Origin of the sequence: Natribacillus halophilus (assembly GCF_900100185.1) — a bacterium.
Classification (GTDB): domain Bacteria; phylum Bacillota; class Bacilli; order Bacillales; family Marinococcaceae; genus Natribacillus; species Natribacillus halophilus.
Genome location: NZ_FNEN01000001.1, coordinates 320,538 through 338,833 on the forward strand (window position 1 = coordinate 320,538; position 18,296 = coordinate 338,833).

19 protein-coding genes are annotated in these 18,296 nt (G+C 49.8%); 5 read left to right on the forward strand and 14 right to left on the reverse strand.

Annotated elements, in window-relative coordinates; genetic code table 11:
• Positions 1–58: 58 nt before the first annotated feature.
• Both BLS58_RS01645 and ispG read left to right on the forward strand, forming a co-directional pair.
• On the forward strand, positions 59–388 hold the full coding sequence (locus BLS58_RS01645) for a hypothetical protein (RefSeq protein ID WP_090395802.1): 330 nt from the start codon (positions 59–61) through the stop codon (positions 386–388).
• 312 nt (positions 389–700) lie between these two features.
• Positions 701–1,807, forward strand: a complete 1,107-nt coding sequence (gene ispG, locus BLS58_RS01650; RefSeq protein ID WP_090395803.1) for a flavodoxin-dependent (E)-4-hydroxy-3-methylbut-2-enyl-diphosphate synthase — start codon at positions 701–703, stop codon at positions 1,805–1,807.
• Positions 1,808–1,882: 75 nt separating this feature from the next.
• Here ispG and BLS58_RS01655 read toward each other — a convergent pair whose 3' ends face one another.
• The 5 genes from BLS58_RS01655 to BLS58_RS01675 all read right to left on the reverse strand — a co-directional run bounded on the left by BLS58_RS01655 (position 1,883) and on the right by BLS58_RS01675 (position 6,048).
• Positions 1,883–2,305 carry a DUF4190 domain-containing protein gene (locus BLS58_RS01655; protein ID WP_245723019.1) on the reverse strand — a complete coding sequence of 141 codons (423 nt, stop codon included), beginning with the start codon at positions 2,303–2,305 and terminating at the stop codon, positions 1,883–1,885.
• Positions 2,306–2,408: 103 nt separating this feature from the next.
• Positions 2,409–2,825, reverse strand: coding sequence for a Fur family transcriptional regulator (locus BLS58_RS01660; protein WP_090395804.1), 417 nt, complete (start codon positions 2,823–2,825; stop codon positions 2,409–2,411).
• A gap of 17 nt (positions 2,826–2,842) precedes the next feature.
• The gene (locus BLS58_RS01665; protein ID WP_090395805.1) at positions 2,843–3,706 is read right to left on the reverse strand and encodes a metal ABC transporter permease; all 864 of its coding nucleotides are present in this window, start codon (positions 3,704–3,706) and stop codon (positions 2,843–2,845) included.
• Entirely contained in the window at positions 3,703–4,467 is a 765-nt protein-coding gene (locus tag BLS58_RS01670; RefSeq protein WP_090395806.1) for a metal ABC transporter ATP-binding protein, read from the reverse strand. The genes BLS58_RS01665 and BLS58_RS01670 overlap by 4 nt, the downstream gene beginning before the upstream one ends.
• A gap of 207 nt (positions 4,468–4,674) precedes the next feature.
• The gene (locus BLS58_RS01675) at positions 4,675–6,048 is read right to left on the reverse strand and encodes a two-component system sensor histidine kinase NtrB (protein WP_090395807.1); all 1,374 of its coding nucleotides are present in this window, start codon (positions 6,046–6,048) and stop codon (positions 4,675–4,677) included.
• Positions 6,049–6,198: 150 nt separating this feature from the next.
• Here BLS58_RS01675 and BLS58_RS01680 point away from each other — a divergent pair, with 150 nt between their 5' ends.
• Positions 6,199–6,456, forward strand: a complete 258-nt coding sequence (locus BLS58_RS01680; protein ID WP_176764547.1) for a DUF2624 family protein — start codon at positions 6,199–6,201, stop codon at positions 6,454–6,456.
• Here the strand turns inward: BLS58_RS01680 and BLS58_RS01685 are convergent.
• Positions 6,453–7,361 carry a deoxyribonuclease IV gene (locus tag BLS58_RS01685; protein WP_090395809.1) on the reverse strand — a complete coding sequence of 303 codons (909 nt, stop codon included), beginning with the start codon at positions 7,359–7,361 and terminating at the stop codon, positions 6,453–6,455. The two genes, BLS58_RS01680 and BLS58_RS01685, sit on opposite strands and share 4 nt — an antisense overlap.
• Positions 7,358–8,614, reverse strand: a complete 1,257-nt coding sequence (locus tag BLS58_RS01690; RefSeq protein WP_090395810.1) for a DEAD/DEAH box helicase — start codon at positions 8,612–8,614, stop codon at positions 7,358–7,360. Before BLS58_RS01690 ends, BLS58_RS01685 begins: the two co-directional genes overlap by 4 nt.
• 173 nt (positions 8,615–8,787) lie before the next feature.
• On the opposite strand from BLS58_RS01690, the gene BLS58_RS01695 reads away from it, so the two are divergent.
• Together BLS58_RS01695 and BLS58_RS01700 are read left to right on the forward strand one after the other, a co-directional pair.
• Positions 8,788–9,270: a YqfQ family protein gene (locus tag BLS58_RS01695; protein WP_218126115.1), complete on the forward strand. Its 483-nt coding sequence runs from the start codon at positions 8,788–8,790 to the stop codon at positions 9,268–9,270.
• A 95-nt stretch (positions 9,271–9,365) separates the two neighbouring features.
• Positions 9,366–10,325: a 4-hydroxy-3-methylbut-2-enyl diphosphate reductase gene (locus BLS58_RS01700; RefSeq protein WP_090395812.1), complete on the forward strand. Its 960-nt coding sequence runs from the start codon at positions 9,366–9,368 to the stop codon at positions 10,323–10,325.
• A 200-nt stretch (positions 10,326–10,525) separates the two neighbouring features.
• Here BLS58_RS01700 and BLS58_RS01705 read toward each other — a convergent pair whose 3' ends face one another.
• From BLS58_RS01705 to ccpN, 7 genes are all read right to left on the reverse strand, one after another.
• Entirely contained in the window at positions 10,526–11,647 is a 1,122-nt protein-coding gene (locus BLS58_RS01705) for a Nif3-like dinuclear metal center hexameric protein (protein ID WP_090395813.1), read from the reverse strand.
• Entirely contained in the window at positions 11,644–12,360 is a 717-nt protein-coding gene (locus tag BLS58_RS01710) for a tRNA (adenine(22)-N(1))-methyltransferase (protein WP_090395814.1), read from the reverse strand. Before BLS58_RS01710 ends, BLS58_RS01705 begins: the two co-directional genes overlap by 4 nt.
• Before the next feature lie 160 nt (positions 12,361–12,520).
• Positions 12,521–12,889 (reverse strand): c-type cytochrome, encoded by a 369-nt coding sequence (locus BLS58_RS01715; RefSeq protein ID WP_090395815.1) that lies wholly within the window; start codon positions 12,887–12,889, stop codon positions 12,521–12,523.
• 241 nt (positions 12,890–13,130) lie between these two features.
• Positions 13,131–14,246: an RNA polymerase sigma factor RpoD gene (gene rpoD / locus BLS58_RS01720; protein ID WP_090395816.1), complete on the reverse strand. Its 1,116-nt coding sequence runs from the start codon at positions 14,244–14,246 to the stop codon at positions 13,131–13,133.
• A gap of 38 nt (positions 14,247–14,284) precedes the next feature.
• Complete coding sequence (dnaG, locus tag BLS58_RS01725) at positions 14,285–16,138, reverse strand: DNA primase (protein WP_090395817.1); 1,854 nt, start codon at positions 16,136–16,138, stop codon at positions 14,285–14,287.
• Between the two features lie 630 nt (positions 16,139–16,768).
• The gene (locus BLS58_RS01730) at positions 16,769–17,581 is read right to left on the reverse strand and encodes a pyruvate, water dikinase regulatory protein (protein WP_090395818.1); all 813 of its coding nucleotides are present in this window, start codon (positions 17,579–17,581) and stop codon (positions 16,769–16,771) included.
• The gene (gene ccpN / locus BLS58_RS01735; protein ID WP_090395819.1) at positions 17,578–18,228 is read right to left on the reverse strand and encodes a transcriptional regulator CcpN; all 651 of its coding nucleotides are present in this window, start codon (positions 18,226–18,228) and stop codon (positions 17,578–17,580) included. Before ccpN ends, BLS58_RS01730 begins: the two co-directional genes overlap by 4 nt.
• Between the last annotated feature and the right edge of the window lie 68 nt (positions 18,229–18,296).

Sequence of the window (18,296 nt, forward strand, 5' to 3'; positions counted from 1 at the left end):
TTTATCAGCATTTTTTTACAGGACAAGCATACTTATGATAGCGAGAGGGGTGAAAATCATGAAAAAATGGTTATGGATTCTCGCTATCGCCACGATCTGTTTTGCCGTCTATTATGACTTTTCCCGCGGCACGCTCCCGGTCGTTGATTCATCGCAACCGGCTGAGGAGAGCCCGACTGAAATAGCACAAACGAATGTTGAGAGGACCGTTGATGTTGAGATCGAAGCCGGTCAAACGCTGCTGTCGGTGATGGAACAGCTCCATGAAACCGGGATGGGCGCTGATATGGAAATGATAAAAGCTGATTTTCGCCTTTTAAATGACAACCAACCGCCCGAAGAACTGCAGCAGGGCGAAGTGTATACTTTTCCCCTGTATGAAGGCTAACGGCTAACTTTCCGGGTACACCGGGGTTTTTCGGACAATCTTGGCCGCTTGCCCGCTCGGTTTGTCCTAATAAACCTTCTTTTCGGACATATTTTTGCTGTACGGATCCTGATTGTGTCCGAATCAGCCTCCCATTCGGACAATTTTTACCGATCATCTTGTGGAGTTGTCCGTATTTACCTTGGGCTAACCTTCCCGAATACTTGCCTTTTTTGCCACTTCATTGCTACAATAAATGCAGTGTGCAACATATTTATTGAGCCAATCCAGTATAGATAAAATGAAGCTCATGCAAAGGGGCGAATGACGAAGATGAGCGAAGTTACCCATCGCACGCAGACGAAACCGGTCCGTGTTGGCAATTTTGTCATCGGCGGCAGTGATGAAGTCATCATTCAAAGCATGACGACGACGAAGACGGAAGATGTGGAAGCAACGGTTGCAGAGATTTTGCGTCTTGAAGAAGCAGGCTGTCACATCGTTCGGGTGGCTTGCCCTAACGATCAGGCGGCGGATGCCTTGCCTGAAATTAAATCACGCATCAACATCCCTCTCGTCGTTGATATACATTTTGACCACCGCAAAGCACTGAAAGCCATCGAAGCCGGTGCCGACAAAATCCGGATCAACCCCGGAAACATCGGATCGCGTGAAAAAGTCGAGATGGTTGTCGAAGCAGCCAAGGAGAAAGGGATTCCCATCCGCATCGGCGTGAACGCCGGTTCTCTCGAACGCCATCTTCTAGAAAAATATGGATATCCCACCGCCGACGCCATGGTCGAAAGCGCGTTGCATCATATCGCGATTCTGGAAGAGTTGGATTTTCATGACATTATCGTCTCCATGAAAGCATCCAATGTTGATCTGGCGATTGAAGCCTATACAAAGGCCGCACAGGCATTTAGTTACCCCCTTCATCTCGGCATTACCGAATCCGGGACATTATTTGCCGGTACGGTCAAAAGTTCGGCCGGCCTTGGCGCGCTTTTGGAGAAAGGCATTGGCAATACGATGCGCATTTCCCTCAGTGCCGATCCCGTCGAGGAAGTGAAAGTCGCCCGTGAATTAACCAAAACCTTCGGCCTGGCCTCGGACGCGGCTACATTAATCGCTTGTCCGACGTGCGGGCGCATTGAAATCGATCTGATCAGCATCGCCAACGATGTCGAAGACTACATCGCCTCCATTAAGGCGCCGATCAAAGTCGCCGTTCTCGGCTGTGCCGTCAATGGCCCCGGAGAGGCCCGGGAGGCCGACATCGGCATCGCCGGAGCCAAAGGGGAAGGACTCCTTTTCCGCCACGGCGAAATCATTCGCAAAGTTCCCGAAGAGACGATGGTCGAAGAGCTGAAAAAAGAAGTCGATAAACTGGCGGAAGAACACTACGCCAAACTCGAAGAAGCAGAGACTACCCAATGATCTCACTTCCCACCTCTCACTTCCAGAAACGCCAACGGCCCGCTCACATTTGAGCGGGCCGTCGTTTTACCGCGGTCACATAAATGGTGCGAAGAAAACGGACACGAGGATGGACACAGCCCCGATACCGATCGCCCACCAACCGAGCGCGGACGCGCCTTTCTGACGGGCAAAAAAGCCTGTGATAATCCCCGCGGCACCTAGAATAACCGGCAGGAAAAAGAGCGATACGAGCGAAATGATTATCGCGGCCGTCCCTAATCCCATCCCCAGGGAATCATCATTGACCGTCGGCTCTTCTCCTTGCATAGGCTCATCGGATTGCTCCTCCGAAGCAGCATTCGTCTGTTCGGCATTAACGCCTGGGGAAGCGACTTCTGCTGAGGTTTCTTCCATATACTCCCCATTGTAGCTATCGATGAGCGGGTCAACCATCACCGGTCTTTCTTCCAGTTGATCCTGATCCGGTTGCTGATCCCTCCGATCTTCATCTGCCAACCTGATCTCCCCCTTGCCCGGATTGTCCCCGGGTATTATCTAGTCTGGTCGGACTTACAATGATTTATGGGATGCAACTCTTGTTTATCGCACCATTATTTTCTTAACTCGACTTATGACAAGGCAGGCAATAACCAAAAATTTCAAATTTATGGCTCGTCACTTTAAATTCACCGTCACCTACATATAATTCTTCCATCGGGCAGACAGGAATATGCTTCGTCTTTCCACAGGCCAGGCAGATCATATGATGGTGGTGGTCGTCTTCACAACTGAAGCGAAAACGTTTTTCTCCTTCCCATTCACTCGCCTCCAGAATACCCAAATCAGCGAATAGGGAAAGATTGCGGTAAACGGTGTCGAAACTAAGGCCGTGATATTGTTGTTGCATGAACTCAAGCACTTGTTTGGCAGGAATATATCCATCCTGCTGATCAAGAAACCTGAGAATTTCCTGCCTTTTATCTGTATATTTGTAGCCGTTGTCTTTTAGCGTCCTTATCGCCATTTGAACATCCATATCATTCATTCTCCCCTTTAGCTTGCCTGTTTCGGCGCCAGTGACGGGCGTTTGTTCCGCAACTTTTGCCAACCGAGGCTGAAAAGCAAAATGACCACCGCGGCCACCACGATGACCCCGCCAGGTGCCAAATCGAGATGAAATCCGAGGATGATACCTGTAAGGACAGAGACCTCCCCAAAAAGCGCCGAATACACAAACATTTGTTTGAAACTTTTTGCCCATTGCATGGCAGCGGCCACCGGCAAACTCATCAGCGCGGACACGAGCAAAATCCCGACGATTCTCATCGCCGCCGCGATGACGAGAGCGACGAGAATCGTAAACACCAAGTCCAGCCACTTTCCCGGCAAACCGGAAACAGCCGCTTGTTCTTCATCAAATGACATGAAAAACCATTCTTTATAAAAAAGCGTAAGGAGTACAGCAACGATGACCGTGACGACGGATATCGTATAAAAGTCGGTCTGGCCGACGGCGGCAACGCTTCCGAACAAATAGGCGAACAAATCGGTATTAAAGCCATCAGCCATCGAAATAAACACAACCCCGAGTCCGACGCCGGTTGATAACATAATCGGGATGGCCAGCTCCTTAAAATGACTGTACACTTTCCGGAGCTGATCGATAAACAACGCCCCGATCACCGCGAACGCCATCCCCATATACAACGGATCCACATCGGCAAGTCCGATAAAAACGGTGGCCAGCAAAAAATGAAAAGCAATCCCGGTCAGCGTAATGTGAGAGAGGGCATCCGCGACAAGTGACATCCGTTTGACGACGAGAAATACCCCGAGAAACGGAGCGACAATGCCGATCATGATCCCCGCAAACAATGCTTGCCGGAGAAAGTCGTGTTGAAAAAATACTTCGATCATGGCGCGACTTCCCCGTGTTCATGGACGATATGTTGGACATCATGTCCATACAATGCGGATAAATCCGGATTTTTTGCGAACGCTTCTTTACTGCCGTGAAAATGCAAGTGTTGATTTAAACAGGCAACATCCGACACGTAGCGCGTTAAAGTGCCGACATCATGGCTCACGAGAAGGAGCGTGAGGCCGTGCTCGTTATTTAATCTCGCCAATAAGTCATAGAAATGCTGGGCGGCATTTGCGTCAACTCCCACCGTCGGTTCATCCAGAATCAACAGTTGCGGTTGACTGACGAGAGCGCGGGCGATGAAGATCCGTTGTTGTTGCCCGCCGGAAAGGCGACCGATGGGCTGCCTGGCAAAGTCTTTCATGCCGACGATGTCCAATGCTTCATACACGTACGTGCGATGCTTTTTTTTAGGGAAACGAAATAAACCGATTTGCCCGAATAAGCCCATGGAGACGACTTCAAAAACGGTCGCCGGAAAACCGGCGTTAAAACGGTTCGCTTTTTGCGAGACATACCCGATCTTTTCCCAGTTTGTAAAATCACCGACATCGGTGTCAAACAGGCGGACCGACCCATCTTTCGGTTTGAGAAGACCAAGTATACACTTGATCAATGTCGATTTTCCGGAACCATTCGGGCCGACAAGACCGAGAAAAGACCCCGGGCGGATCGTTAAATTTACGTCATCCAATACAAGTGAACGCTCATATCGATAGGATAGCTGTTGAATGTCAACCACTGAACTTTCCATGTAAGGACCTCCAATTTTTGGAGCAAATATCTTGAAACAGAATGATTACGATTTACATTTTGCAGTATACCGTATCAGCCCAAACTTGTAAATAGTTCAGCTTCTGTTACGGCCTCCTGGGATACGGGTGGCGCCATCCAGGACCTTTGCGAGCCCCGTGCTGGCTCCGGAAAAAGAAAAAACCACCACTTGCTGTGGCGGATAACTTCACTCCTCAAAAGGTAACGTCATGAGCGTCGTTGTGCCTTTATTTTTTTCGCTTTCAACGCGAAATGTTCCTTCGTGGTCTTCGATGATTTTTTTTGATAAAGAAATGCCGATGCCTGTGCCTTTTTCTTTTGTCGTATTAAAAGGTTCGCCCAGTTTTTCCATGATTTCGGCAGGGATGCCCTCGCCATTATCGGCCACGACGATTTCGTATTCTTTCGCCAATGCCCGTGTCGTCAATGAGAAGACTTTATGCTTCGTGTCGGGATCATATGCTTCCATGGAATTTCGCAGCAAGTTTAATATTACCTGTTTGATCATCATCTCGTTCATCGGGATCGGCCTGTCCGTTTCGGTAATATTCGCTTCAAAGTGAACGTTGTTCAGCAAGCATTCTGAGCGGATGATGTCCTCCACGGAATGAATCACTTCAATCGGGGATTGCGAATGGATTTCGAATTTTTTTCGCGAGATCGACAAAAAGTTTTCCAGAATTTTGTTCATGCGATCAACTTCGCCAAAAATCGTCTGGGCATATTTGTGAAAACTGTCGGTGAGCTCCGAGAGTTGCAGAAAGCCGCGAATCACCGACAAAGGATTTCTTAATTCATGGGCCACCCCGGCCGCGAGGTGGGAAACCGATTCCATTTGTTGCTTATAGGCGAGCAATTGCTCATATTTCAGATACGTACTCTCATCGAATAATAAGCCAAGCACTTCCTGATTGACCGGCATATAAATGGCCATTCCTCGATATGAACATTCCGCTTCCCGGTCTTCCTCGATTCGCTCACTGAACGATTCCGTCTGAAACGCTTCCAGCACAGCCTTATAAATACATGCGCCTGCTCCTGTTTCCAACCGCAAACGTTCAAAATCCCGGGAGGCATCTCTTTCCTCCTGTAATTTGGGGAAAGCAAGCGTAAAAAATCTGCGGTTTTTTTCCACAATATTCATATTCCGGTCGACTCTTAAATAGCCATGCGGTAATCGTTCCGTAAGTGTCTCTATTTTTTTTGGCGCCTCGACATCCTGTACGGGCTGCAGCGACCCGCTCAAATAAAAACAGCCCTGCTTATAAACGCCGCGATAAAAAACGTTTTTGGTACCCCCGTTTATAACATGGCCAATCGTCGACTCCATATGGGTGCCCGTTTTACTCATCTTTTTTAAAAAAGAGATGTATTCCCCGGACTCATTTAATGTTTGACAAAAATTCGCGGTACCGTACAATAACTGTTGCGCAGCTTTATTTTTATATAATATCGTTCCATCTTTATTGATAATTAATCGAATGTCAGTCTCTTGCCAAACGAGGTCATCAAAAATAGCCAAGGACTCATATTCGTTTTGATTCGGTAAAGAAACGTCCATTAAAAGCCCTCCGAACCAACATTTTCCTTCATTATACTAGACCGTTTATCCCGTGTATAGGGTTCGAGGTGAAAAACCTCTTTTTTTTTGAATGATGCAACATTGGGTCCTGTCTTTGCATATGGTTACATGAAAGGATGTGATAACGAAATGTATGAGCACATGATTCAAGAGTATATCAATCATATGACCCCGGAAAAATTACAGGCACTCGCCCACCGCAAAGGGGTCTCACTTACGCATGAAGAGGCTCGCACGCTCGTCCACCTTGTCCGGACAGAGTACGTGGATTTTTCCGATCAGGAGTCTGTGTACGCGTTTATCAACCAGGTAGAAAAAGCAACATCGAAAGACCACGCGATGTTGCTTCACGACTTGTATCAAAAGTACGGGGGCTATTTGCGCTAGGCTTGCCCAGTTAATTTATCTTTTAATTCGGGATCATGGGTCTCTGCGCGTAACATCGCGATCTCATGTTTGTAAGGCGGCTTTTTGTTTTTCTTGTCTTCCCCGACATAAGGGGTTTCCAAAATTTTTGGAAGCTCGGCCATCACTTCATGGTGGACCACTTCATTCAGGGCGTCAAAACCGATATGGCCGAAACCGATGTTTTCGTGGCGGTCCTTACGGGCGCCCTGGGGATTCTTGCTGTCATTGACATGAAGTACTTTCAAACGATCAAGACCGACGATTTCGTCAAACGAATTCAACACACCGTCGAGGTCATTGATGATGTCATAACCCGAATCGTGGGTGTGGCAGGTATCAAAACAGACGGAAAGTTTCTCGTTATGGGTGACGCCAGCGATGATTTGCGCAAGTTCTTCGAACGTGCGGCCGCATTCAGATCCCTTGCCGGCCATCGTTTCCAGTGCGATTTGTACGTTTTGGTCCTTATCAATCACTTCATTGAGCCCTTCGATGATTTTCGGGATCCCTTTCTCCACGCCTTCGCCGACGTGAGAGCCCGGATGGAGCACGATTTGGGGCGCGCCAATCGCTTCGGTGCGTTCGATTTCCGAGCGCAAAAAACGGACACCCAGATCGAACGTCTCCGGCTTTTGCGTATTCGCGATGTTAATGATATAGGGGGCGTGCACGACGACCTTTTCAATCCCGTTTTCCTTCATATGGGCATTGCCGGCTTCGATATTTAAATCCTCGATCGCTTTTCGGCGCGTGTTCTGTGGCGCCCCTGTATAAATCATTAATGCTGTTGCCTCGTAGCCTGTCGCTTCCTCGCTCGAGGCAAGCAGCATTTTTTTTCCGCTCATGGATACGTGCGATCCCAGATAGCGTGGCGTTTGACTCATCTTTTGTTCCTCCTCTTTTTGTAACCGGGTTTGACTTTTTTCTGGTTGGGTTTGGTTTGCTTCTGCGGCCTGGGTTTTCGACTCCGTCCAGGGACGTAGCCGCTCCCCAATTGTTCGATTTCCAGCCACTCGCCTTTTTTGATATCGCGGTAATGAAAGAAAAATCGTTGTTTCTGCAATTGCTGCAGGGCGGGATAATCCTCCTTGGAGACGATCGTATAAACTTCTCCAGATGCACCGGCGCGCGCCGTCCGGCCCGAACGGTGCAAATAATACTGCAGATCATGCGGCAACTGCATGTTCAATATATGCGAAACACCTTTAATATCCATTCCCCGGGCAGCGAGATCGGTGCAAATGACGTACGGTACGGCTGCACGTTCAACGTTACGCATCGCCCGCTTGCGCGCCCGCGGGGAAAGATCGCCGTGGATGCACTCGGTTTGCAGTCCTTTTTCGATAAAGGCATCCGTCAGCGTTTCCGCTTCTTTTTTCGTATTCACAAACACCAGACATAAATACGGACGCAAAAGCGTGGCCATCTCCACGATTAAATGTTCACGGCTTCGACTTCGTAAGGGAACGAGATAATGCGTGAGTTTCTGGGGTGAAGGGGCTTCGGGTTTGACATGAACATGGCGCGGTTGCTGCATATATTTGTGCAGGAAAGGCTGCAGACGCTTCGGAATGCTCGCGGAAAAAACGAGCATTTGCAGCTCGTCTGGCATGCGCGCGGCCACTTGATCCAGTGATTCGATGAAGCCCATATCGAGCATTTGATCCGCTTCATCCATCACAAACGTGCGTACATGGTGAACATCGAGCGCCTGTGTTTTCGTGACAAGATCATGCAACCGGCCAGGAGTCGCGATCACGATATGGGGCGGGTGGCTGAGCTTAGCCATGTTTCTCTCCTTATCCGTCCCTCCAATGACACGACGAATGCGTATCTCTTCCATCGCTCCGTCCTGAATGCACGCCCGAAACACCTTATAAAGCTGCTCGGCCAATTCACGCGTGGGAGCTGTGACGACAGCCTGCAGAGTGTTCTGCCCGGTGTCAATGTTCGTTAAAATCGGCAAGACGAAAGCGAGCGTTTTCCCCGTTCCCGTCTGCGACTGGCCGATCACATCTTTCCCTCTTAATATGGCAGGAATCAGCCGCTCCTGTATGTCCGTCGGCCGCTCAATCTTTTCGGCCTGCAAATGTTTTAATAAACGTGTATCAATTTCCAGGTGTTTAAAGCCTGACATCTCACTTTTCACCTCTTTTTCTCGCCTAAACCAGTATGTATCCGTATTTTATCATACGATCGAATCAGCCGCTCTCTCCTACCTCTCACCTCTGGTACGCCCGTTACATATTTTATCATACACATGGGTGTTCACTCACTCTTTTATTATATTTACGGAAAGAAGGGATCGTAATGTATGGTCCACCTCCAGTCATGCCGATGGGTCCTCCCATGCACCCCCCAATGCCATTTAAAGCTGTTCCCATGGGAGCAGCACCTGCGCCAGTGCCAATGGAGAGGGGAGGTCCCCCTGCAGGGCTTAGTGACATCCCCACAAGGGGAATCCCGCCCATTCCTGCCAGTGGTGGCGCGGGATTTACTCCCGGTGCTTCAGGACTTGGATCGCTCGGACGGTTGCTGCCGATGATTCAAAGTGCGGGCAAGTGGCTGCCCATGATCCAAAAATACGGACCGATGGTGCGCCAGCTTCCGGGTATGATCCAAAAAGCAAATCAAGTGAGCAAGGCGCTCAAAAATACGTCCAGTGCCAAGACTGATGCTCCGGTTGCAAAAGAGAAGGAGGAGATAAAAACAGCGAAAATCCAGGAACCTGAGCCTTTTGCAACCGACGAATTCAAGGAAGGAGCGCAACCACCTCCAAAGCTATACGTTTAAAAGAAAAGGGCGGCACTTGTCGTCCTTTTGATTTACGATTTCGGGTATTGGCTGTATAATGATAGATAGCCTACACGTATGGGAGGACTTGGCTAATGGAAGTGCAAAAGATTACCCCGAGGGGCTATTGCTATGGCGTCGTAGATGCAATGGTCATCGCCCGCCAGGCAGCAGAAAATAAAGAGTTGCCAAGACCGATCTATATCCTTGGTATGATCGTTCATAATACACACGTTACCGATGCATTTGAAGAAGAAGGCATTATTTCCCTGGACGGACCGAATCGACTTGAAATTCTCCGGGAAGTGGAAAACGGGACGGTGATTTTCACCGCTCACGGCGTATCTCCGGCTGTCCGAGAATTAGCCGAGGAAAAAGGGTTGACCACCATTGACGCAACGTGCCCGGATGTGACCCATACCCACGATTTAATCAGAGAGAAGAAAGCCGAGGATTACGACATCGTTTATGTCGGTAAACGCGGGCATCCTGAACCGGAAGGAGCCATCGGCGTTGCCCCCGATCACGTTCATCTGATTGAGACGATCGACGATGTGGAAGCGCTTGACCTGAAAAGGGAAAAAATCATTATCACCAACCAGACGACCATGAGCCAGTGGGACGTGTCCGATATCATGGATCGCACGATCGAGCGCTATCCCCATGCCGAAGTCAACAATGAGATTTGCCAGGCCACACAGGTGCGTCAGGAAGCCGTCGGCGAACAAGCGACAGACGCCGATTTGCTCATCGTCGTCGGCGACCCGATGAGCAATAATTCTAACCGGCTCGCCCAGGTTTCAAAAGATATCGCTCATACAAATGCCTATCGCATCGCCGATGTAAGTGAATTGAAATTGGAATGGCTGGAAGGTGTCAATAAAGTGGCGGTAACTGCCGGTGCCTCGACCCCCACCGCGATTGCCCGGGAAGTCATCCTCTTTATCGATCAATACGATCCGGGAGATCCGTCTACATGGCAAGCGGAAAGAAAAGCATTAGGCACCAAAATATTGCCGCCCTTGCGCCGGAATTCCAAATCACGAGCGCGCTAGTCAATCTAGCGCGCTCGCGTATTTTATCGGTATGGCGACCTAAAGTTCGTGTATACTTCGAGTTAGGTTTTCAAAAGCGATGATTGACGACCTAATGACTGCGCTTGGCTCAAGTTAGGTCGTCAAAAAGACTGCATGACGACCTAATGCACGGGTTTGGCTTGAATTAGGTCTTCAAAAGCGGCGCTGGGTCAGTTACATTAAAGGAATGTAAACGGTTCTGTCGCATGCGCGGAAGCATTAATCTCAACATTATAATTGCTCGCCTGCGCGTCTGCACCCAAACGCTCGGCAAGGGCTGCTTTCATAATCGCTTCGATATGATGCCCCGGATCAACGAGCGCGAGTCCGGCCGCTTCTGCATCCTGGGCAGTATGGAATTTAACATCTCCGGTGACCAACACATCGGCACCGGCCGCCAGTGCCTGGGGCCAATATTTACTTGCATCTCCCCCGATAACGGCAACGTTTGTAACGCTCTTTTCTAAATCGCCCACAACTCTTAATCCATCCACCTTAAAGACCTCTTTGAGATGATTTGAAAATGCTTCCAGTTTCATGGCAGATGAGAGGGTCCCCACGCGGCCAAGTCCGAAAGATTCGCCTTCAAGGCTCAACGGATAAAGATCATAAGCCGGTTCTTCATACGGATGAACATCGGTTAACACTTGCAAAACGTCAGCCAGTTGCGAATCAGAAACAACGGTTTCCACCTTTTTCTCGGCGACGAAGGTCATTTCACCACGGTTGCCGATATGGGGGTCGGTTTCATCTCCCGGAATGAACGTTCCCGTGCCTTCACTATTAAATGTACAGTGCGAATACGCCCCGATGTGGCCGGCGCCTGCATCCCCTAAAGCCCGCCTGATGCGTTCGGTATCTTCTTCTGGCACAAACGCCACCAGCTTGTACAGGTGATCTTTTTTTGTCGGAACAACGACCGCTGTTTCCTGTATCCCAATCGCTTCGGCCAGCCAATCATTAATGCCGCCCGGAGCGATATCCAGGTTGGTGTGAGCTGTGTATACGGTCAGATCATGGTGCAGGCATTGCTGAATGACCCGGCCTTTCGACGTGGATGTATCGATTTCCGTGAGCGGCATAAATAACAGCGGATGATGGCTTATGATCATGTCTGCCCCTCGTTGCACAGCTTCGTCAACGACGCCCTCCGTCACGTCCAAAGTAACCAGGGTTTTTTTTACAGGTTTGTCCAATGTGCCGAGCATTAAGCCGACACGGTCCCCTTCTATAGCCAAATGCTCAGGGGAGAATTTTTCAAGTAATGCAATCACTTGACGCGCGCTGGGTACAGCATTCATGTTAAAACCTCCTTGATTTTGTTGATCCGCTCGTGTATTCGCTCCCGTTCCAGGGCAATCTCCGCTCGTTCATGGGCCGCGTTCATTTGTTGCAACACCCGTTCCATATGGGCGAGTTCCTGTTCCCACTTTCTGTGGAAGGCTCCCGGCTTGCTTTCCAGTAAATGGGGGCCGAACATGATGGCATCGTCCCAATCCTTATTCTCATATACGCTTCCGGGACTCCCTTTGTCAGCCGTTAACACTTCATAGAATTGTTCTTCTTCCTGCACGATATGTTCGGATTTTAATGACCAGCCGCCATGATATAACCACTTTCTGACTATATCGGCGGCGACGTTCGGTTGTAAAATCAGCCTTTGCACGGTGTCCGGCATATCATTGCCGGCAGACAGGATTTCCGTGATTAAACTTCCTCCCATCCCCGCGATGACAATGACATCTACGTCATCCGCTGTTTCCAATATATGTAGCCCTTCGCCGTGCCTAACGGAAATATCAGCTGTTAAACCGGCGGTGGCAACATTACGCAGCGCCGTCTGAAAAGGACCCGCCTTTGCATCACTGGCAACAGCGGCACAAATATGGCCGTCGGCTACCAGAGCGACCGGAAGTTGTGCATGATCCGTACCGATATCAGCCAATCGTGCCCCTTCAGGCACTTCACGTGCAATCGTTTGCAAACGCAAAGACAGCTGTTGCACTTGTTCCACTTTTTTCCCTCTTTTCTTGCCTCCACATCCTAAAGAAAACTTGGCTTATCGCCAAGCATGGCGAAAACCTTAGTTGCACTTATGCAAGATAAGAAAGTTTTATACTTTCTTACCTGCCAAAAAAGGAGCACCATTGAGGGCTCCTTTTCCATCCAGGGTGCTAGTCCCCGCCGCCTTCAGAAACGTATTCGGCCACGGCCTCTGCGTCTTCACCGTCCACCAGGCCCTCGGGCATACTTCCCGGGCCCTCTTCGATCGCGGTTATAACAGCATCGGGATCCTGGCCTTCAATGGCCGGACCGGTATCTCCTTCCATGTTCTCGCCATGGCAACTCAAGCAATCCTGTTCATATACTTCTTCGCCCACTTCCACGGCATCTTCGCCGTTTTCCTCTCCGTTCTCTTCTCCATTTCCATTCTCTTCTGCTTCCTCCCCGAAGTCACCTAAACCGACGAACGAGAGAATCAGCATGAGAAAAATGCCTGCCACGGCGATAAGTAAAAACGGTATCAATGGTTGTCCCTTCACCAATCTCCCCCCTTTTTCTCTGGGTTTCGTCCCTTATTTTATACGAATACTTTCCCGATGAAAAGAAAAATAGCGGTTTGTTCCAGAAATCGTCCCATTCTCTCACATCTCACTTCCCACCTCTCACCTACCGGAATCGTATTTGCAATTTGGCAGCGTTCTCGGTAATATTACTTTTAAGAGATGTGGATAAAAGAAAGCGGGTTACTCATCTTCGTGGGAAGTCAGTAACCCGCGGCCTTTACTCCATAAAATCTTTTAAGCGCTTGCTGCGGCTCGGGTGTCTTAATTTGCGCAGGGCTTTCGCTTCGATTTGACGAATGCGTTCGCGGGTGACACCGAACACTTTACCTACCTCTTCAAGCGTGCGGGTGCGCCCGTCATCAAGTCCGAATCGGAGGCGCAGGACATTCTCTTCCCGATCGGTTAACGTATCGAGGACATCTTCCAGCTGTTCTTTCAGAAGCTCGTAGGCAGCCGCATCTGAAGGTGCCTGTGCCTCCTGGTCTTCGATGAAATCGCCGAGATGGGAATCATCTTCTTCCCCGATGGGTGTCTCCAGCGAGACGGGCTCCTGGGCAATCTTCAGGATTTCCCGTACTTTTTCAGGGGTCAGGTCCATCTCTTCGGAAACTTCTTCGGGGGTAGGCTCCCTGCCGAGGTCCTGGAGCAATTGCCGCTGGACCCGAATCAATTTGTTAATCGTCTCCACCATGTGAACCGGAATACGGATCGTCCGCGCCTGATCGGCGATGGCGCGTGTGATCGCCTGCCGAATCCACCAGGTCGCGTACGTACTGAACTTAAACCCTTTATTATAGTCAAATTTCTCAACGGCTTTGATCAGACCCATATTTCCCTCTTGAATCAAATCGAGAAATAACATGCCGCGCCCGACGTAACGCTTGGCGATGCTCACGACGAGACGAAGGTTCGCCTCGGCCAGGCGCCGCTTGGACTCCTCGTCGTCATCCTCGATCCGCTTGGCAAGGTCGATTTCTTCATCAGCCGAAAGCAAAGGCACACGGCCGATTTCTTTTAGATACATACGAACGGGATCATTAATCTTGATGCCCGGCGGGACACTGAGATCAGTGAGATCATGGTCCTCTTCTTTCTCGACCTGCTCCATACTCGGCACTTCTTCACCTTCGTTGAGAAGGTCAATCCCTTGTTCTCCAAGGTACTCAAAAAATTCATCCATTTGCTCGGAATCCTGGTCATACGGGGCAAGCTTTTCCGTGATTTCCGTATACGACAGGACTCCGCGCTTTTTGCCAAGTTCCACGAGCTGCTCTTTGACTTGATCGATGGACATTTCACCTTCCGTTACCGGACGTATCGGTTTCTCTGCCATTCGATCTCCCTCCTTCCATTTCCTAACACACAATCCATCTATCTCAAATGCGTGCGCAAATACCGGGGGCGTACGGTTTTACGCCCGAGGCTTTTTTGCAACGCGATAATTTCCTGGCCCAGCTTTGTCGCTGTTTCCATGTCATTTTTTCGTATGGCTTCCTTCTGCGCATTTTCTTTTTGTTCTATTTCTACCCAACTTGGGTAATTCTTAACCTGATGAATATAATCCGCATACGCTTTCGGGTTTATTTCCGCCGCCGGCTGCATCGCGATTTCGGCCGCGATGGGTGTAAGCGTTTCGTCTGTTAGAAAGTTTAAGAAACCGGCGCTTCCGGCGGGATGCCCCTCCCCATAATAGGCGAAAAGATAAGCCGCGATGGCCGCGTGCTCGTCGACATTAAATTCCCCGCCAATCTCTTCTTCAACTTCTTTGGCGGCTGCTTCATCTTCCATCATCAGCTGCAAAAGCGCGCGCTCGGCGTTATGAAAGGCCGGGAGAAGTTTTTTTTGTTGCCGGGAAGTGCCGACGGATGTCCCCTCATCTTTCCCGGGCCTGGCTTCGGAACGATTGCTTTTCCGGCGAACCTCTTTAAAAATACGGGATTGTTCCTGTTTTAATGCTTCCATCGAGACGGAAAATTCGTCCGCCAGCTGCTTGAGGTAGAACTCGCGTTCCACCGGGCTGCCTACGTCTGTAAGCGCCTCAAGTACCCATTCGATATAAGCCTTGCGATCTCCTTCCCGTTGCAGGTTTTTCTCTTTTTTGTATGCATTCATTTTGAACGAGATGACAGATTGGGCGCCTTCGATCATATTCGTCATAAACGAACCGGGACCTTCCGCGCGAATATAGTCATCGGGATCCTGATTAACCGGGATGGGCGCAATTTTGACCTGGCAACCGTTCGCTTCCAGGAGCGCGGCGTTCTCGATCGCGGCTTTTTGGCCCGCTGAATCGCCGTCATAACAAATCGTCACCTGATCGGACATACGGCGGATTAAATCGGCTTGCCTGCTCGTCAGCGCCGTTCCGAGCGTGGCCACGCCGTTATCAACGCCGGCCATCCAGGCCGAAACCACATCCATATAGCCTTCGAAGAGAACGACGAACTTTCGTTTCCGAACGTGGGGGCGAGCAAGGTGATACGCGTATAGAATTTCATTTTTTTTAAACACAGGGGTTTCCCGGCTGTTCAAATATTTGCTGGTTGATTCATCCAACGCGCGTCCGCCAAACGCAATGGCGTGACCGCTCATATCCCATATCGGAAACATCAGGCGGTCGTTAAAGCGATCCCTGGGGCTGTGTCCGCTTTCGGACGTTTGCACCAGATCCGCCGCTTCCATTTCCCGCGGATCGAAATCGCGCTTCTTTAAAAGCATGGAAAGGGCTTCCCGCTCACGGGGAGCGAAGCCAATCTGGAAATGACTGAGCGCTTCATCACTGATCTGGCGGTCACGAACATACTCATAAGCCTCACGCCCTTGCTCCGTATGCATGAGTAAATGGTGGTAAAACCGGGCAGCCAGGGCACATCCCTCTTTGATGACATCATCCGCACGTTTTTGCACATGGCCTTGACCCACCGGAACCGCAATAGAAATGTCTGTTTTCTCTGCCAAGCGACTGACCGCTTCCTGAAACGTCAACTGCTCCTGCTCCATGACGAAAGTGAACACATTTCCGGCCGCCCCGCAACCGAAGCAGTAATAGAGTTGCCGGTCATCAGAGACGGAAAACGAAGGTGTCTTTTCTTCATGAAAAGGGCATAAGCCCGCATAACGGTGCTTGCCTTTCTTTTGCAGGTGAACCGTCTCCCCGATCACATCGACGATGTCCACTTGTTGCCGGACGCTCTCCACGGTTTCTTCGGGGATTGATGTTTGCACGCGAGGAATCACCACTCATTCTTTACATATATTCGTAAATTCAATGATTATTAGAAATACCTGTAAAAACGCTTGTCCTACAAAAATAGGGTGACCATCCTCATTATTTTTATTTTCCCTAAAAGTCCATTTAACAAACATTTATCGCTTGTATGCTCATTAAACCACATTTAACTATTATAACTAAAAATTCCTTGCTTGCCTAGAGGTAGCGGCAAAAAATGTCGACGAATGCTGTTTGGTTGACGACCTATCAGCTTCCTTGGAATCGTATTAGAGATTCATAAGCCGGGGGTGACGACCTAACGGTCTCCTCGGTATCGCGTTAGGGCTTCATCATCCGGGGGTGACGACCTAACGGTCTTCACGGAATCGCGTTAGGGCTTCATCATCCGGGGGTGGCGACCTAACGGTCTCCTCGGTATCGCGTTAGGGCTTCATCAACCGAGGTTGGCGACCTAACGGTCTCCACGGAATCACGTTAGGGCTTCATCATCCGGGGGTGGCGACCTAACGACTTCATCGGTATCGCGTTAGGGCTTCATATGCCTCAGGCGTCCCTTTTTTGGCGTAATAACTACAATGATCCTCCTAATCGGAGAGGGATCACTTATTTCCTCCGTGCTTCAATTAGCCCGTAAAATGATTGGAAATCACGTTGGCTGTTTCTTCTACCGCCTTGTTGGAAACATCGATGACATCACAGCCGATTTTTTCCATCACCTGCTCCGAATAGGTCAACTCGTCATCGATCCGCTTCATGCTTGCATAGTTCGCTTCCTTTTTGAGTCCGAGGGATTTTAAGCGCTCCGAACGGATCTCGTGTAACTTCTCGGGACTGATATGGAGCCCGATGCATTTGGAAGGCTGTATGCGAAACAGTTCTTCCGGGGGTTCCAGTTCAGGGACGATGGGCACATTGGCCACTTTCAAACCTTTATGAGCCAAATACTGGGATAAAGGTGTCTTCGACGTGCGGGACACGCCGATAAGCACAATGTCCGCGTTTAAAATGCCGCGCGGGTCCCGGCCATCGTCATATTTGACCGCGAACTCGATCGCTTCTACTTTTCGAAAATATTCTTCATCCAAACGATAGACGAGTCCGGGTTTATATCTGGGCCGCAATTCCAGGAGGCTCGTCAATTTATCGAGAATCGGGCCCATAATATCGACGATTTCCACTTTTTCCCGTTCGGCTGTGGCGACTAAATGGGCTTTAATTTCGGGCACCACAAGTGTAAAAGCGATCATGGCCCCCACGTCTTTAGCGAGCGCGACCACTTCGTTAATCGTCGCCTCATCTTCAACATAAGGGATGCGACGCACTTCGATGGTCGTATTGCCGAATTGGCTGGCAGCCGCTTTAATGACGAGCTCTGCTGTTTCCCCAACCGAATCGGACACGACATACACGATCGGATGTTGTTGAAACGTTTTCATGAACGATTCCCCCCCAATGGTCGTTCCGAGTTGACTAAATGGACAAGGGCCTTCGTCATCGTTGTTTTCGTGACACGGCCGACGACTTCATATTGGTGATTGTCCTTTTCGCTCACAACCGGGAGCGCATCGATTTGCCTCTCGATTAAAAGACTGGCGGCCTCAAGCAAAAAATCTTCTTTCCTACAGACGGTAATATTCGGCATGCGGGTCATGATAATGCTGACCGGCATCGTTTCCAAATCCTGTTTGCCGATACTCGCCCGCAGTAAATCTTTCCTGGAAAGGACCCCGGCCAGCTGAGAGGATTGATCAACGACGAACAACGTGCCGACATCTTCGAGGAACATCGCGCTGATAGCATCGTATACGGAGTCAGCTTCGCCGACGACGACCGGAATCGATTGATACTCCTTGACCTTGAGTTCCTTAATTTCCTGTAAGGGGATTTCAGCGCCGGTTTTCCCCGTGTAATAATAACCGACCCGCGGTCTCGCTCCGAGAAAACCGACCATGGTCAAAATCGCCAAATCAGGCCGTAGGGTCGCTCTCGTCAACGAGAGATGCTCTCCGATCTGTTCGCCGGTAATCGGGCCTTCCTCTTTCACGATTTCCAATATTTTCTCTTGCCGTTCCGTTAATTCTATAGCTCCTCACCCCTTGTTTTGGAGGTTGGAGGCGAGATGTTGGAGGTTGGAAAAACCCCCTTTTCTCA